Origin of the sequence: Brevundimonas olei (assembly GCF_037055245.1) — a bacterium.
GTDB classification, from domain to species: Bacteria; Pseudomonadota; Alphaproteobacteria; order Caulobacterales; family Caulobacteraceae; genus Brevundimonas; species Brevundimonas olei.
The window spans coordinates 3,319,357-3,333,790 of record NZ_CP146369.1; the positions used below are offsets into that span (position 1 = coordinate 3,319,357).

Here is a 14,434-nt window from a genome sequence, read left to right on the forward strand (position 1 = left end):
GATGAGCGCGGCCAACGCCTTATGCTCACCTGCGCCCTAACACGGTCCGAAGCGGCTGTCTCGCTCCGCGAACGGAGCGAGCGCTCGCGCTAGAATTCCTTCCAGCTCGAACCCGGATCACGCTCGCCCGGCTGGGCCAGCTGCTGGCCCCAGGTGATCATCATGAAGGCCTTGTGGCTGCGGATCTTGTACTGGCCGATCATCGGCGTGACGGCGCCCAGCGGCATCCCCGTGCGGGCGTCGTAGAGGAAGCCCGAGAACTCGGCCACGCCCATCCGGTCGCGGTTGGAGTAGAGCGACAGCTCCGGCAGGGAGACGACGTTCAGGCTCTCGTTGATCGGCACCCGCATGTCGGGGATGCCGACCACCCGGCGCAGCTGGTCCAGCGACAGGGCGCCGGCGCGCACCTCGAAGATGGCGTCAGCCTCGCCGCGCTCGCGCACGATGGCGTAGCCCGCCTCCGACAGGGCGGCGCGGATGGCGCTCAGCGCATAGCGGGCGTTCTCGGCCTGGAAATAGGTCTCGTCGACGAAGACGCGCGCGCCCTGGGGGATCGGCAGGGTCAGCCCCTCGACCGCCCGGTCAGCGGCGCGGTTGACCAGCAGCATGTCGGTGGCCGTCCGCGCCGGATTGGTCTCCGTCACCGAGGCGCAGGCGCCCAGGCTCAGGACCGCCAGGCCCAGGATCAGCCGCGCCGAAACGCTCACCAGGCCCCCACGTTCGGCATGGAGGCCCAGGGCTCGGCCGGGGCCAGGCGCTCGCCCGCCTGCAGCAGCTCGATCGAGATGCCGTCCGGCGAGCGGACGAAGGCCATGTGGCCGTCGCGCGGCGGACGGTTGACGACCACGCCGCCGTCCATCAGGCGCTGACAGGCGGCGTAGATGTCGTCGACCTGAAAGGCCAGGTGGCCGAAGTTGCGGCCGCCGTCGTAGTCCTGATCGTCCCAGTTGTAGGTCAGCTCGACCTCGGGCGACTTCTCGGCCTCGGCGCGGGCCTTGTCGGCGGGCGCGGCCAGATAGACCAGGGTGAAGCGGCCGGCCTCATAGTCGGCGCGGCGCGTTTCCTCCAGACCCAGCAGGTCGCGGTAGAAACGCATCGAGGCGTCCAGATCCTTCACCCGAACCATGGCGTGCAGATAACGCATGACCGGACTCAGTGCGCCTCGGGCGGGCGGGCCGCCGGATCGAGATATTCGCTCTCGGGGTGCGGATGGGCCGACAGCACGAAGCGGCGGTCGCAGTAGCCGCACTCGATGAAGTCGTCCTCGCCCATGTCCATGTAGACCAGCGGGTGACCCAGGGCCCCGCCGCCGCCGTCGCAGGCGACGCGCTTGGTCGAGACCACGATCTCTTCGGGCGGAGGAATGACGGCTTCGAGATGGCGGGGAGGCATGATCCGGTCCGGTCTGGAAAGGCTTTGCGCCGTTCCTAGGCGGACCGGACCGTCAGGTCAAACGTCCGAGGCCGGCGCCTTGCGGCCCATCACCCGATCGAACAGGGCCTTGCGCTTCTTGAACAGGGTCAGGCCCAGGCAGCCCGCGCCGACCCACAGGCCGATCTCGCCGACCACGGCGGCGACCGCGGCGATGACCGCCGCCTGGGCCATGGGCAGATACTCAAGCTTGCCCGCCAGCAGGGCCAGGGTGAAGCCGGCATAGCCGACGACGCAGAACCCCATGGCGATGAAGCCGATCAGGCGGGTGCGGGTCAGGGGCTTGCGGGCGGAGACGGCGGCGGTCATGGCGTGTCCTCATCCAAGGGAAGTTGTCTTTCTGACAAGCACGCTAGACACAACCGATACGGTCGTCAAGCAACTTTGACATATCGTCTCGCAGACTTGTCTCGTTCAGCGCCCTGAGGCGCTTGGCGAACGGCCCTCGGCCCCCTACCTATACCGTCCGGCCCCGCCTCCCCGACACCTGCCTGAGTTGAAGTCCGCGCCATGACACAAACGCCTCGCCTGCCCGTCAACGCCATCGAGGTCAGGGGGCTGAAGAAGACCTACAAGGGCTCGCGCAAGTCACCGCCGAAGACGGCCCTGCGCGGGGTCGACCTGACGGTGCCGCGCGGCTCCATGTTCGGCCTTCTGGGGCCGAACGGCGCGGGAAAGTCGACCCTGATCAACATCATCGCCGGGGTGGTGAACAAGTCCGAGGGCACGGTCCGCATCTGGGACCGCGACATCGACCATGAGGCGCGCGACGCCCGCTCGGCGCTCGGCGTGGTGCCGCAGGAGATCGTCGCCGACGTCTTCTTCACCCCGCGCGAGGCGCTGGAGGTGCAGGCCGGCTTCTACGGCGTGCCGGCGGACGAGCGCCGCTCGGACGAGCTGCTGGCGGCGCTCGGCCTGTCGGACAAGGCCAACGCCTATGTCCGCGCCCTGTCGGGCGGCATGAAGCGGCGCCTGATGGTGGCCAAGGCCCTGGTGCACAATCCGCCGGTGCTGATCCTGGACGAGCCGACGGCGGGCGTGGACGTCGAGCTGCGCCGCCAGCTGTGGGACTATGTCCGCAAGATCAACGAGGAGGGGGTGACGGTGATCCTGACCACCCACTACCTCGAAGAGGCGCAGGAGCTGTGCGACACCATCGCCATCATCAACCGGGGCGAGGTCGTGGCCTGCGAGCCGACCGAACAGCTCTTGAAGCGGCTGGACACCCGCAATGTGGTGGTGACGCCCGAGACGGCGCCCGACACCCTGCCCGCCCTGAACGGCTTCATCGTCGCCCCGCGCGCCAACGGCGCCTTCGTCGTCACCTATCGCACAGGCGAATCCAGCGTCGAGCAGGTGCTGGCCGCCGTCCGCGCGGCGGGCGTGACCATCAAGGACATCGCCACCGAGGACCCGGATCTGGAAGACGTCTTCCTGGCCATGACCTACGGCGACACGAGCCGCCCCGATCCGACGCAGGATTGAGGCGGGGGCGTCGCGACGCCCCCTCGCCCGCCGCTCCTGCCTCTCCCGCTCCTCCTGCTCTTCTTCCCGCTGCCTTCCCCACGCCGTCATTCTCGGGCTTGACCCGAGGATCCAGTCATCCGCCTGCACGACATAGGCGAGGTCGAGCGCGCCCTGCGCTGGATCCTCGGGTCAAGCCCGAGAATGACGGCATGTGGGTGGGGGCGGGATTGGAACGTCAGCGGCTACCACCTCAGGCCGCCATCACCGTGCCGAGCAGAAGTTTCGCCCCCGGCCTGCCCAGAATGGCGTCGGTGGCGTGTTGCAGGGCGACCGCCAGCCATTCGACGTTCGGCGGCGCGTCCGGCAGCAGCCGTTCGGCGGCGATGCGGGCGATCTCATTGTAGGCGGCGCTGAGACGCGGCTGGGACAGGCGCGCCCGCTCCATCAAGGCCCCGTCGGCGATGTCGAGACCCGTTTCGACCGTCAACACGCCGCGTCGTCCGTCGCGGCGCAGCACCGTGGCCGTTGCGGTCGGCATAGACAGATAGCCGCCTTTGCCGCCCCCGCTCTTCTCGGGCGATGCGTGCGCCGCGCTCGCCAGTGCGGGGCCGCTCAGAGCCAGGGCGATCAGTTGACGTCTGTCCATGACGCCACCCTAGCCGCGCGGCCTTTCCCGGACGTTGACGCCTAGCCCGCGTCGAGACGGCGGCGTATGCGAAGGACATGACCATCGATCTGTCCCTCTATCGCCCCAACGTCGGGGTCGTCCTGTTCAACCCCGCCGGCCAGGTCTGGTTCGGCCGCCGCGCCGACACGCCCGAGCCGTGGAACTGGCAGTTCCCGCAAGGCGGCGTCGACGACGGCGAAGACCTGGAAGCCGCCGCCCGCCGCGAACTGCATGAAGAGACGGGCGTGCGCTCCATCGCCCTTCTGGGCCGCACCACCGAATGGATTCCCTATGACTTTCCCGAGGGCCTGCCGAGCCCCAAGAGTTGGAAGGGGTTGAAGGGGCAACGCCAGCAGTGGTTCGCCTTTCGCCTCACCGGCGGGGAGGATGAGATCGACCTGAACGGCCACGGCGAGCCCGAATTCGACGCCTGGCGCTGGGGGCGGCTGGAAGAGGCGCCCGGCCTGATCGTGCCGTTCAAGCGCCCGGTCTATGAGCAGGTGGTGCGGGCGTTTGGAGCGTGGGCCGCCTGACGCACTGACGCCTCTCTAGGCGCCCCCATCGCCCTTCTGATCCCACTACCGTCATCCTCGGGCTTGACCCGAGGATCCAGCCGTCCGCGTGCGAAACCTTGGCCAGGTGGAGCGCGTCCCGCACTGGATCCTCGGGTCAAGCCCGAGGATGACGGCGGAGCAGGGAGTGATGGCGGAGTAAAGGAAGGCTGCGCATCATAAGACGCACGAAAAAGGCCCCTCGCCGCAAGCGAGGGGCCCTTGATCGTTTCAGCCGTGCGAACCTCAGTTCGCGGTCAGCTCCGAAGCCTCTTCGGCCAGGATGGTCAGGCCTTCGCCGTTGACGTCGGCGAAGCCGCCCTTGACCTCGAAGCGGCGGCGCTGGGCGCCGTCATAGACCGTCACCACGCCTTCGCGCAGGGTGGTCATGAAGGGCGCGTGGCCCGGCAGGACGCCGAAGTCGCCCTCGACGCCCGGCGCATCGACCTGATCGACCGAACCGGCGAAGACTTCGCGTTCCGGGGCGACGAGGGAGAAGTTCAGCTTACCGGCCATGGCTTAGGCTTCCGCAGCCATCTTGGCGGCCTTCTCGACGGCCTCTTCGATGGCGCCGACCATGTAGAAGGCGGCTTCCGGCAGGTGGTCGTATTCGCCGTCGCAGATCGCCTTGAACGAACGGATGGTGTCGGCCAGTTCGACGAACTTGCCCGGCGAGCCGGTGAACTGCTCAGCCACGAAGAAGGGCTGCGACAGGAAGCGGCTGATCTTGCGGGCGCGCGACACGACCAGCTTGTCGTCTTCCGACAGCTCGTCCATGCCCAGGATGGCGATGATGTCCTTCAGCGCCTTGTACTGCTGCAGGATTTCCTGAACGCGGCGGGCGACGGTGTAGTGCTCCTCGCCGATCACCAGCGGGTCCATGATCCGCGAGGTGGAGTCCAGCGGGTCCACGGCCGGGAAGATGGCCTGGGCGGCGATGTCGCGGTTCAGAACCGTCGTCGCGTCCAGGTGGGCGAACGAGGCGGCGGGCGCCGGGTCGGTCAGGTCGTCGGCCGGGACGTAGATGGCCTGGATCGAGGTGATCGAGCCCTTCTTGGTCGAGGTGATGCGCTCCTGCAGGTTGCCCATCTCGGTGGCCAGCGTCGGCTGATAGCCCACGGCCGAGGGGATGCGGCCCAGCAGAGCCGACATTTCCGAACCGGCTTGCGTGAAGCGGAAGATGTTGTCGATGAACAGCAGGACGTCCTTGCCCTCTTCATCGCGGAAGTATTCGGCCTGGGCCAGGCCGGTCAGGGCCACGCGGGCGCGGGCGCCGGGGGGCTCGTTCATCTGGCCGTAGACCAGGGCGCACTTGGAGCCTTCGCCGCCGCCGGCGACGTTCACGTTCGACTCGATCATCTCGTGATACAGGTCGTTGCCTTCGCGGGTGCGTTCGCCCACGCCGGCCAGAACCGAATAACCGCCGTAAGCCTTGGCGATGTTGTTGATCAGCTCCTGCATGGTCACGGTCTTGCCGACGCCGGCGCCGCCGAACAGGCCGGTCTTGCCGCCCTTGGTGTAGGGGCAGATCAGGTCGATGACCTTGATGCCCGTGACCAGGATTTCCGACGAGGTCGACTGCTCTTCGAACGAAGGCGCCTCGCGGTGGATCGGGCGGAACTCGGTGGTCTTGATCGGGCCGGCTTCGTCGATCGGCTGGCCGACGACGTTCATGATGCGGCCGAGCGTGCCCGGGCCGACCGGGGCCATGATCGACTTGCCGGTGTCGACGACGGCCTGGCCGCGCGTCAGACCTTCGGTCGTGTCCATGGCGATGGTGCGGACCATGTTCTCACCCAGGTGCTGGGCGACTTCCAGGACCAGGGTGAAGGGCTCGCCCGTCTTCTGGTCGACGTTCTGGGTTTCCAGAGCGTTCAGGATGCCCGGAAGGTGGCCGTCGAACTCGACGTCGACGACGGCGCCGATGACCTGGGCGATCTTGCCCTGGGCCGTAACTGCGGCGGCGGCCTTCGGAGCGGCGGCCTTCTTGGGAGCGGCCGGCTTCTTTGCAGCCGTCTTGGGGGCGGCGGGTTTCTTCGGGGCGGTGGTGTCGGTCATCGGTGCTTGTCCGTGTCGAATGTCAGCTGTGTCGGGATCAGAGCGCTTCAGCGCCGGCGATGATCTCGATCAGCTCGGTGGTGATCTGAGCCTGGCGGGAACGGTTGTACTGCAGCGTCAGGGCGCTGATGAGGTCGCCCGCGTTGCGCGTGGCGTTGTCCATCGCGGCCATCTGGGCGCCGAAGAAGCCGGCCTGGTTCTCCAGCAGGGCGGCCAGGATCTGCGTCGTCAGGTTGCGCGGCAGCAGGGTCTCGAGGATGTCCTCTTCCGACGGCTCATACTCATAGAGCGCGCCGGCGTCCGACGAGGCGTCGGCGTCGACTTCGGCCGGGGCCAGCTGACGCGACGACGGGACCTGGGAGATCACCGACTTGAACTGGCTGTAGAAGAGGGTGACCTTGTCGGCCTCGCCCGCCTCGAACTTTTCGGCCAGCAGTTCGGCGATCGGCTGGGCCGCGTGCAGGCCCACCGTCTTGTGCTCGCTCAGTTCGAAAGTCTTGACGACCTTGTCGCCGAACAGGCGGGTCAGCTGGTCGCGCGACTTGCGGCCGACGGCCACGATCTCGACCGTCTTGCCGTTGGCGATCAGGCTGTTGATGTGGTCCCGCGCGGCGCGGATGACGTTGGTCGAGAACCCGCCCGCCAGACCCTTGTCGGCCGTGGCGACGACGATCAGGTGCTTCTGGTCGGCGCCGGTTCCGGTCATCAGGCGCGGGCCGTCGTCGCCGACGCCGGCCGCCAGGTTGGCGATGACCGAGGCCATCCGCGTCGCATAGGGGCGGGCGTTCTCCGCCTGCTCCTGGGCGCGCTTCAGCTTGGCCGCCGCGACCATCTGCATGGCTTTCGTGATCTTCTGCGTCGCTTTGACGCTTCCGATCCGATCGCGCATTTCCTTGAGGCTAGCCATCCGGCTCTGCTCTTCCTTTGACTACAGGGCCGAACGATCAGGCGAAGGTCTTGGCGAAGGCCGCCAGGATGTCCTTCAGCTCGGCTTCCAGCTCGGGCGTCAGGGCCTTCTTGGTGCGGATGCCGTCCAGCAGCGAGGCGTGGTTGGCGTGGATGCGGGCCAGCAGTTCGCTCTCGAAGCGGCCGACGTCCGAAACGGCGATGGCGTCCAGGTAGCCGCGCGTGCCGGCGTAGATCGACACGACCTGCTCTTCGACCGCCAGCGGCGAGTACTGCGGCTGCTTCAGCAGCTCGGTCAGGCGGGCGCCGCGAGCCAGCAGGCGCTGGGTCGAGACGTCCAGGTCCGAGCCGAACTTCGCGAAGGCGGCCATTTCACGATACTGGGCCAGCTCGCCCTTGATCGAACCGGCGACCTGTTTCATCGCCTTGATCTGGGCCGAGGAGCCGACGCGCGACACCGAGATGCCGACGTTCACGGCCGGACGGATGCCCTGATAGAACAGGTCCGATTCCAGGAAGATCTGGCCGTCGGTGATCGAGATCACGTTGGTCGGGATGTAGGCCGACACGTCGTTGGCCTGGGTCTCGATGATCGGCAGGGCGGTCAGCGAGCCCGAGCCGTAATCCTCGTTCAGCTTGGCCGAACGCTCCAGCAGACGGGAGTGCAGGTAGAAGACGTCGCCCGGATAGGCTTCACGGCCCGGCGGACGGCGCAGCAGCAGCGACATCTGGCGGTAGGCCACGGCCTGCTTGGACAGGTCGTCATAGATGATCAGACCGTGCATTCCGTTGTCGCGGAAATACTCGCCCATGGCGGTGCCGGCGAATGGGGCCAGGAACTGCAGCGGGGCCGGCTCCGACGCCGTGGCGGCGACGACGATGGTGTATTCCAGCGCGCCCGACTCTTCGAGGGTCTTGACGATCTGGGCCACGGTCGAGCGCTTCTGACCGATGGCGACGTAGATGCAGTAGAGCTTGGCCGACTCGTCGTCCGACTTGTTGACCGTCTTCTGGTTCAGGATGGTGTCGATGGCGACGGCGGTCTTGCCGACCTGACGGTCGCCGATGATCAGCTCGCGCTGGCCGCGGCCGACGGGGATCAGGGTGTCGATCGCCTTCATGCCCGTCTGCATCGGTTCGTGAACCGACTTGCGCGGGATGATGCCGGGGGCCTTCACGTCGACGCGGCGACGCTCGGTGAACTGGATCGGGCCCTTGCCGTCGATCGGCTCGCCCAGCGGGTTGACGACGCGGCCCAGCAGACCCTTGCCGACCGGCACGTCCACGATCTCGCCCAGGCGGCGTACGTCGTCGCCCTCGGCGATGGCGGCGTCCGCGCCGAAGATCACGGCGCCGACGTTGTCGCGCTCCAGGTTCAGGGCCATGCCCTTCACGCCGGCCTTGGTGAACTCGACCATTTCACCGGCCTGAACGTTGTCGAGGCCGTGGATGCGCGCGATGCCGTCGCCGACCGACAGCACCTGGCCGACGTCCGAGACGTCGGCTTCCACGCCGAAGTTGGCGATCTGCGACTTGAGGATGGCCGAGATTTCGGCGGCGCGGATATCCATGATGGGCTCTTTCGGCTTTCGTCTTCGGTGCGGGCCCGCTGGCCCGGCTTGATCTGAAATTCGGGACTTAGGCGCGTTTCAGCGCAAAGGTCATCTGGTCGAGCTTGGTCTTCAGCGAGGCGTCGAACAGCTTCGAGCCCACCTTGACCTTGAGGCCGCCCAGGATCGACGGATCGACGCGGGCGGTCAGCTCGGGGTCGCGGCCCAGGGCGGCGCGCAGCTCGGCCTGGATCTTCTTGGTCTGGGCGGCGCTCAGGGCCACGGCCGAGACCACCTCGGCGGCCACGACGCCCGTCTTCCTGGCGTACAGCGCCTCGAAGGCAGCGATCACGCCCGGCAGGTCGGCCGCACGGCCGTTCTGGCCCAGCAGGCCCAGGAAGTTGCGCGTCGTCGCCTTGAACTTGGCCTTGTCGGCGATGGCCGCCAGACCCCTGGCCTGATCGTCCGAAGAGATCAGCGGCGAGGTCGCCAGACGGCGCAGGTCGGCGCTGTCGATCCACGCCGCCTTGAGCGAAGCCAGATCGGCGCGCACGGCGTCCAGCGCCCCCGTCTCATCCGCCAGGTCGAACAGCGCCTGTGCATACCGTCCGCCGACTTCCGTCGTCCTGAATTCGTCCGCCACTTATATTTGGTCCGCGTCTGAAGCGTTTGGATCAAGACCGGCCGCAGTCGCCCGCGCCAGTCAAGGGCCTGAAATGCTTGTAGAAAGCACGCTGGGGACGCATCTTTCGATACGCCCTTCGCTAAAGCCGCGCGGCTGATACCATGCAAGGCGGAAACCCGCAACCAAGGGGCGCGGAACGATAACGCCGCACCCGCGCTCTCTTTGGTCTAAGATGGACCGGCCAAGCTGGAGCGATCAGAAGAGCCTGCGACGATGACGACGCGGCTGGGCGCTTGATGCGCGCTCACGCTCCCGTTACCGAAAAATCCTAACCTCCATCAGGAACCCCGATGCTTGAAAGCATAACCCCGCTGCTGACCGATCCCGCCGCCTGGGCGGCCCTCGTGACCCTGGTCGTCATGGAGGTGGTGCTGGGGATCGACAACCTGATCTTCATCTCGATCCTGTCGAACAAGCTGCCGCCCGAACACCGCCAGCGCACGCGCCGCATCGGCATCGGCCTGGCCCTGATCATGCGCCTGGGCCTGCTGGCCACGATCGGCTGGATCGTCGGCCTGACCACGCCGGTGTTCGACCTGGGCTTCCACGGCGAGACCTTCGACACCGCCTTCTCCTGGCGCGACCTGATCCTGATCGCCGGCGGCCTCTTCCTGGTCTGGAAAGCCACAAAGGAAATCCACCACGCCGTCGACGTCACCCCGTCGAACGACATGCTGGAGAAGGACAAGAAGGACGTCGTCATCAACAACGTCGGCGCCGCCATCGTCCAGATCATCCTGCTGGACCTGGTGTTCTCGGTCGACTCCATCCTGACCGCCGTGGGCATGACCGATCACGTGCCGATCATGATGGTCGCCGTCATCATCGCCGTGACCGTCATGCTGCTGGCCGCCGACCCTCTGGCGAACTTCATCGACAAGAACCCGACCGTGGTCATGCTGGCCCTGGGCTTCCTGCTGATGATCGGCGCCGTGCTGATCGCCGACGGCTTCGGCGTCCACGTGCCCAAGGGCTATATCTACGCCGCCATGGCCTTCTCGGCCCTGGTCGAGGGCCTGAACATGTGGTCGCGCAACGCCCAGATCAGAAAGAACCAGGCCGAAGAAGCCGCCAAGGCCGCCCTCAACAAGGCCGAAACCGCCGAGCCCGGCGTCTAAGCGTGCGTATCGGGCCGGTCCTGGCGATGCTTCTGCTGGCGCTTCCCGCGTCGGCGGCGGCGCAGACGCCGGGGCCGGCCCCATCTTCTCCCTCTGCTCAGCCCGCCCGGGTTCCGGTCTACGGCTATGAGGTGGTGCGGACCTTCCCCCACGACCCGACCGCCTTCACGCAGGGACTGGTCATCCGCGACGGCGTGCTGATCGAGAGCACCGGCCGCGATCCCTCCAGCGTGCGCCGCGTGCGGCTGGAGGACGGCGTCGTGCTGCAGAAGCGCGAGCTCGAGCCCGAGTTCTTCGGCGAGGGCCTGACCGAGAAGGACGGCCGCGTCTTCTCCCTGTCCTGGATCAACGGCGTCGGCTTCATCTGGAGCGCGGACGACCTGAAGCCCGTCTCCCGCTTCGCCTATGCGGGCGAAGGCTGGGGGCTGACGCACGACGGGACGCGCCTGATCCTGTCGGACGGCTCGGCGGCCCTGCGCTTCCTTGATCCCGACACCCAGGCCGAGACCGGCCGCGTCTCCGTCACCCTGAACGGCCGCCCGGTGCGCCAGTTGAATGAGTTGGAATGGATCGACGGCGAGGTCTGGGCCAATGTCTGGCAGACCGACTACATCCTCCGCATCGACCCTGAGTCCGGCCGGGTGGTCGGCGTGATCGACCTCAGCGGCCTGCTGCCCAGGGATCAGGTGAAGGATCCGGTCGACGACGTGCTGAACGGCATCGCCTGGGACGCGCAGAACCGCCGCCTGTTCGTCACCGGCAAGAACTGGCCCAGCCTGTTCGAGATCCGGCTGACCGGGCCGAGGTAGGCCCTTCCTCCCGCTCATCCCGGCGGACGCCGGGATCCAGTCCTTTGGCTGAAAACGACCGCGTCTGAGGCTCTCACTGGGCCCGGCGTCCGCCGGCGTGAGCGGAAGCGAGACGGTCTGCGCTCAAGCAGCGAGCCGCCGCGCGGCGAGCGATAGCGCCCTACAAGAAGCTATAAGGGTCCACGTCCACGGTCAGCCGCACCGAGGCCGGGACCTTCACCCGCGCCAGCCAGGCGCGCAGGAAGGCCTGCAGGTTCACGTCGCGGTCGGCCCGCACCAGCAGCCGCTTCCTCCGCCGCCCGCGCACCAGGGCCAGGGGCGCGTCGGCAGGGCCGTAGACCTCCAGCCGCTCGGCGTTGGGGATGGCTTCAGCCAGGTCGCGGGCGACCTTTTCGACCGCCATGGCGTTCTCGCTGGACAGGATCAGCGCCGCCAGACGGCCGTGCGGCGGCAGGGAGGCGGCCTCGCGCTCGGCCATCTCGGCCTCGACGAAGGCGTCGCGGTCGCCCGCCGCCAGCGCCTGAAGCACCGGATGCTCGGGCGTCCACGTCTGCAACAGGGCGCGGCCCGGCCGATCCGCCCGCCCCGCCCGGCCCGTGGCCTGGGCCAGCAGCTGATAGGTGCGCTCGGCCGCGCGCAGGTCGCCGCCGCGCAGGCCCAGATCAGCGTCCACCACCCCGACCAGGGTCAGGCGCGGGAAGTTGTGGCCTTTCGCCGCAGCCTGGGTGGCGACCAGGATGTCGATCTCGCCGTCGGCCATGGATTGTATGAGGGCGCGGGCCGACTTGCCGTCCGGCACGGTGTCCGAGCTGAAGACGGCGGTGCGGGCCTGTGGGAAGAGTTGGCGCACCTCCTCCTCGACCCGCTCGACCCCCGGCCCGACGGGCACCAACGAGTCCTCGGCCCCGCACGAAGGACAGGCCTTGGGCTTGGGCATGGAGAAGCCCGTCAGATGGCAGACCAGCCGCCCGGTGTAGCGATGCTCGACCAGCCAGGAATCCGTGTCCGGCGCCGTCAGCCGGTGCCCGCAGGCGCGGCACAGCACCACCGGGGCATAGCCGCGCCGGTTGAGGAACAGCAGGCTCTGCTCGCCCCGCGCCAGCGTCTCGCCGATGGCTTCGCGCAAGGGCTGAGACAGCCAGGTTTGCGGATCGGGCGGACATTCGCGCAGGTCGATCAGGCCGATCTCGGGCAGCACCGCCGCCCCGTGTCGCGCCGCCAGCTTCAGCCAGCGATACCGCCCCTGATGGGCGTTCCACAGCGTCTCCAGCGACGGGGTTGCCGAGGCCAGGACCACCGCCGCTCCCTCGATCCGCGCCCGCGCCACGGCCAGGTCGCGACCGTGATAGACCAGCCCCTCTTCCTGCTTGAACGAGCCGTCGTGCTCCTCGTCCACCACGATCAGCTTGAGGTTGGCGTAGGGCAGGAACAGGGCCGAACGCGCGCCGACCACGATGTTGCAGCGCCCGGCGACCACCGCCTCCCACGCCTGACGCCGGCGTGGGGGGGCGACGCCGGAGTGCCATTCGGCCGGGGCGACGCCGAAGCGGGCGGTGATGCGCTCGATCACCGCCTGGGTCAGGGCGATCTCGGGCAGCAGGATCAGCACCTGAGCCGTCGGATCGGCCCGCAGCGCCCGCGCCGCCGCCTCCAGATAGGCCTCCGTCTTGCCCGAGCCCGTCACCCCGTCCAGCAGGAAGGGCGCGAAACCGCCCGTCGCCACGGCCTCGGCGATGGCGGCCGCAGACGCCGCTTGATCGGGGTTCAGCGTCGCAGGCGCATGGTCGGGATCGGGCGGATCGAAGGCGGCGATGGCCGGGGTCTCGAACGCCTCCAGAACCCCTTCGTCGACCAGTCCCTTGACCACGCCGGACGAGACGCCCGCCGCCCGCGCCAGATCGGGCCCGGACACGGACCTTGCACCCAGCGCCTCCAGCACCGCCGTGCGCGCCGCGGTGGGGCGAGCGGGACTGCGCCCCTCGACGCGCCGCACCCGTCGCTCGGGCCGGGGTCGGGGCGCGCGCAGGCCCTTCAGCGCCGTCGCCGCCATCTCGCCGGGCGGGCTGAGCGTCCAGCGCGCCGCCCATTCGACGAAGTCCAGCGTCCGTTCCGGCAGGCGCGGATCGTCCAGCACCTGGTCGACCGCCTTGAGGCGCCGGTTGGAGCCGGTCGTCTCGAACACCTCGGCCACCACGCCCCGGATCAGGCGCGGCCCCAGCGGCACGGCGACCTGATCGCCGCGCGCGACCGCCAGTTCCTCAGGGACTTCGTAGTCGAAGGCTTCCGGCACCGGCAGGGGAATGAGGACGGAGGCGACCTTCACCGCGCGCCCTCGCACGCCCGCAACGCCGACGTCCGATACCGACGTCGCGCCCTGCCATGATCGCCGCCCTTCGCCACGCCCGGCGAAGCGATTTCAGACGATTCAGACGAATTGGACTCTCTTTTTTCTGTCACGGAGTCTGAAATATCCCTGTCCGCGAAAGACGGTCGCTTCCGTCACAACTCGGCGCTAAAACTGGTCTCATGAAACTCTTTCTCGACACCGCCGACGTCGCCGTCATCAAGGACCTGCTGCCCACCGGGATGGTGGACGGCGTCACCACCAATCCTAGCCTGATCGCCAAGTCGGGTCGCAACATCGCCGAGGTCATCGCCGAAATCTGCGCCCTGGTCGAGGGGCCGATCTCGGCCGAGGCCGTGGCCACCGATTTCGAGACCATGGTCAAGGAGGGCGACAAGCTGGCCTCCATCGCCCCCAACGTCGTGGTCAAGCTGCCGCTGACGTGGGACGGCCTGCGCGCCACCCGCGCCTTCGCCGACAAGGGGATCAAGACCAACGTCACCCTGTGCTTCTCGGCGGCCCAGGCCATGCTGGCGGCCAAGGCGGGCGCGACCTTCATCTCGCCCTTCGTCGGTCGTCTGGACGATGTCGGCGCCGACGGCGTGGGCCTGCTGGAAGACATCCGCACCCTTTACGACATCCACGACTTCAGCACGGAAATCCTGGCCGCCTCGGTGCGCAATCCGGACCATGTGACCGCCGCTGCGCTGGCCGGCGCCGACGCCTCGACCATTCCGGCCGACATTTTCAAGGCCTTGGTCAAGCACCCGTTAACCGACAAGGGGTTGGATGCGTTTCTGGCGGACTGGGGCAAGACCGGTCAGTCAATTCTGTAATTTAGACCCGAT

Annotated in this window: 16 protein-coding genes; 5 read left to right on the top strand and 11 right to left on the bottom strand. The window is 68.0% G+C overall.

What is annotated here, in order from left to right:
- Nucleotides 1–89: 89 nt before the first annotated feature.
- From V8J38_RS16055 to V8J38_RS16070, 4 genes are read right to left on the bottom strand one after another with little or no spacing between them, the layout of a single operon-like run.
- A complete protein-coding gene (locus tag V8J38_RS16055) occupies nucleotides 90–707 on the bottom strand; it encodes a DUF6655 family protein (protein WP_125900381.1) in 618 nt (205 codons plus the stop codon).
- Nucleotides 704–1,144, bottom strand: a complete 441-nt coding sequence (locus tag V8J38_RS16060) for a VOC family protein (protein ID WP_312219560.1) — start codon at nucleotides 1,142–1,144, stop codon at nucleotides 704–706. The genes V8J38_RS16055 and V8J38_RS16060 overlap by 4 nt, the downstream gene beginning before the upstream one ends.
- 8 nt (nucleotides 1,145–1,152) lie before the next feature.
- Nucleotides 1,153–1,392, bottom strand: coding sequence for a zinc-finger domain-containing protein (locus tag V8J38_RS16065; RefSeq protein WP_040346318.1), 240 nt, complete (start codon nucleotides 1,390–1,392; stop codon nucleotides 1,153–1,155).
- A 57-nt stretch (nucleotides 1,393–1,449) separates the two neighbouring features.
- Nucleotides 1,450–1,740, bottom strand: coding sequence for a hypothetical protein (locus V8J38_RS16070; protein ID WP_291782648.1), 291 nt, complete (start codon nucleotides 1,738–1,740; stop codon nucleotides 1,450–1,452).
- 201 nt (nucleotides 1,741–1,941) lie between these two features.
- Between V8J38_RS16070 and V8J38_RS16075 the strand changes: the two genes are divergently transcribed.
- On the top strand, nucleotides 1,942–2,916 hold the full coding sequence (locus V8J38_RS16075) for an ABC transporter ATP-binding protein (RefSeq protein ID WP_338577165.1): 975 nt from the start codon (nucleotides 1,942–1,944) through the stop codon (nucleotides 2,914–2,916).
- A gap of 232 nt (nucleotides 2,917–3,148) precedes the next feature.
- On the opposite strand, the gene V8J38_RS16080 is transcribed toward V8J38_RS16075, so the two are convergent.
- Entirely contained in the window at nucleotides 3,149–3,544 is a 396-nt protein-coding gene (locus V8J38_RS16080; RefSeq protein WP_338577167.1) for a Tat pathway signal protein, read from the bottom strand.
- Nucleotides 3,545–3,621: 77 nt separating this feature from the next.
- Here V8J38_RS16080 and V8J38_RS16085 point away from each other — a divergent pair, with 77 nt between their 5' ends.
- Nucleotides 3,622–4,098: an RNA pyrophosphohydrolase gene (locus V8J38_RS16085; protein WP_338577168.1), complete on the top strand. Its 477-nt coding sequence runs from the start codon at nucleotides 3,622–3,624 to the stop codon at nucleotides 4,096–4,098.
- Between the two features lie 264 nt (nucleotides 4,099–4,362).
- Here the strand turns inward: V8J38_RS16085 and V8J38_RS16090 are convergent, their stop codons facing one another.
- From V8J38_RS16090 to V8J38_RS16110, 5 genes are all read right to left on the bottom strand, one after another.
- Nucleotides 4,363–4,632: an ATP synthase F1 subunit epsilon gene (locus V8J38_RS16090; RefSeq protein WP_003167474.1), complete on the bottom strand. Its 270-nt coding sequence runs from the start codon at nucleotides 4,630–4,632 to the stop codon at nucleotides 4,363–4,365.
- 3 nt (nucleotides 4,633–4,635) lie between these two features.
- Entirely contained in the window at nucleotides 4,636–6,174 is a 1,539-nt protein-coding gene (atpD, locus tag V8J38_RS16095) for a F0F1 ATP synthase subunit beta (protein ID WP_338577169.1), read from the bottom strand.
- 37 nt (nucleotides 6,175–6,211) lie between these two features.
- Entirely contained in the window at nucleotides 6,212–7,081 is an 870-nt protein-coding gene (locus V8J38_RS16100) for a F0F1 ATP synthase subunit gamma (RefSeq protein ID WP_338577170.1), read from the bottom strand.
- Between the two features lie 37 nt (nucleotides 7,082–7,118).
- Nucleotides 7,119–8,651 (bottom strand): F0F1 ATP synthase subunit alpha, encoded by a 1,533-nt coding sequence (atpA, locus tag V8J38_RS16105; protein WP_291782628.1) that lies wholly within the window; start codon nucleotides 8,649–8,651, stop codon nucleotides 7,119–7,121.
- Nucleotides 8,652–8,718: 67 nt separating this feature from the next.
- Nucleotides 8,719–9,273, bottom strand: coding sequence for a F0F1 ATP synthase subunit delta (locus V8J38_RS16110; protein WP_291782623.1), 555 nt, complete (start codon nucleotides 9,271–9,273; stop codon nucleotides 8,719–8,721).
- A 332-nt stretch (nucleotides 9,274–9,605) separates the two neighbouring features.
- On the opposite strand from V8J38_RS16110, the gene V8J38_RS16115 reads away from it, so the two are divergent.
- Both V8J38_RS16115 and V8J38_RS16120 read left to right on the top strand, forming a co-directional pair.
- Nucleotides 9,606–10,433: a TerC family protein gene (locus tag V8J38_RS16115; RefSeq protein WP_291782620.1), complete on the top strand. Its 828-nt coding sequence runs from the start codon at nucleotides 9,606–9,608 to the stop codon at nucleotides 10,431–10,433.
- Between the two features lie 26 nt (nucleotides 10,434–10,459).
- Complete coding sequence (locus tag V8J38_RS16120; RefSeq protein ID WP_422388348.1) at nucleotides 10,460–11,242, top strand: glutaminyl-peptide cyclotransferase; 783 nt, start codon at nucleotides 10,460–10,462, stop codon at nucleotides 11,240–11,242.
- Nucleotides 11,243–11,402: 160 nt separating this feature from the next.
- On the opposite strand, the gene V8J38_RS16125 is transcribed toward V8J38_RS16120, so the two are convergent.
- Nucleotides 11,403–13,565 (bottom strand): primosomal protein N', encoded by a 2,163-nt coding sequence (locus V8J38_RS16125; protein WP_338577174.1) that lies wholly within the window; start codon nucleotides 13,563–13,565, stop codon nucleotides 11,403–11,405.
- Between the two features lie 203 nt (nucleotides 13,566–13,768).
- Between V8J38_RS16125 and fsa the strand changes: the two genes are divergently transcribed.
- On the top strand, nucleotides 13,769–14,422 hold the full coding sequence (gene fsa, locus V8J38_RS16130; RefSeq protein WP_338577175.1) for a fructose-6-phosphate aldolase: 654 nt from the start codon (nucleotides 13,769–13,771) through the stop codon (nucleotides 14,420–14,422).
- Nucleotides 14,423–14,434 lie beyond the last annotated feature (12 nt).

Bases quoted from the DNA above. Each gene is read 5' to 3' on its own strand.
- V8J38_RS16060 (WP_312219560.1), bottom strand. From the start codon at position 1,144: ATGCGTTATCTGCACGCCATGGTTCGGGTGAAGGATCTGGACGCCTCG.
- V8J38_RS16065 (WP_040346318.1), bottom strand. From the start codon at position 1,392: ATGCCTCCCCGCCATCTCGAAGCCGTCATTCCTCCGCCCGAAGAGATC.
- V8J38_RS16070 (WP_291782648.1), bottom strand. From the start codon at position 1,740: ATGACCGCCGCCGTCTCCGCCCGCAAGCCCCTGACCCGCACCCGCCTG.
- V8J38_RS16075 (WP_338577165.1), top strand. From the start codon at position 1,942: ATGACACAAACGCCTCGCCTGCCCGTCAACGCCATCGAGGTCAGGGGG.
- V8J38_RS16080 (WP_338577167.1), bottom strand. From the start codon at position 3,544: ATGGACAGACGTCAACTGATCGCCCTGGCTCTGAGCGGCCCCGCACTG.
- V8J38_RS16085 (WP_338577168.1), top strand. From the start codon at position 3,622: ATGACCATCGATCTGTCCCTCTATCGCCCCAACGTCGGGGTCGTCCTG.
- V8J38_RS16090 (WP_003167474.1), bottom strand. From the start codon at position 4,632: ATGGCCGGTAAGCTGAACTTCTCCCTCGTCGCCCCGGAACGCGAAGTC.
- atpD (WP_338577169.1), bottom strand. From the start codon at position 6,174: ATGACCGACACCACCGCCCCGAAGAAACCCGCCGCCCCCAAGACGGCT.
- V8J38_RS16100 (WP_338577170.1), bottom strand. From the start codon at position 7,081: ATGGCTAGCCTCAAGGAAATGCGCGATCGGATCGGAAGCGTCAAAGCG.
- atpA (WP_291782628.1), bottom strand. From the start codon at position 8,651: ATGGATATCCGCGCCGCCGAAATCTCGGCCATCCTCAAGTCGCAGATC.
- V8J38_RS16115 (WP_291782620.1), top strand. From the start codon at position 9,606: ATGCTTGAAAGCATAACCCCGCTGCTGACCGATCCCGCCGCCTGGGCG.
- V8J38_RS16120 (WP_422388348.1), top strand. From the start codon at position 10,460: ATGCTTCTGCTGGCGCTTCCCGCGTCGGCGGCGGCGCAGACGCCGGGG.
- fsa (WP_338577175.1), top strand. From the start codon at position 13,769: ATGAAACTCTTTCTCGACACCGCCGACGTCGCCGTCATCAAGGACCTG.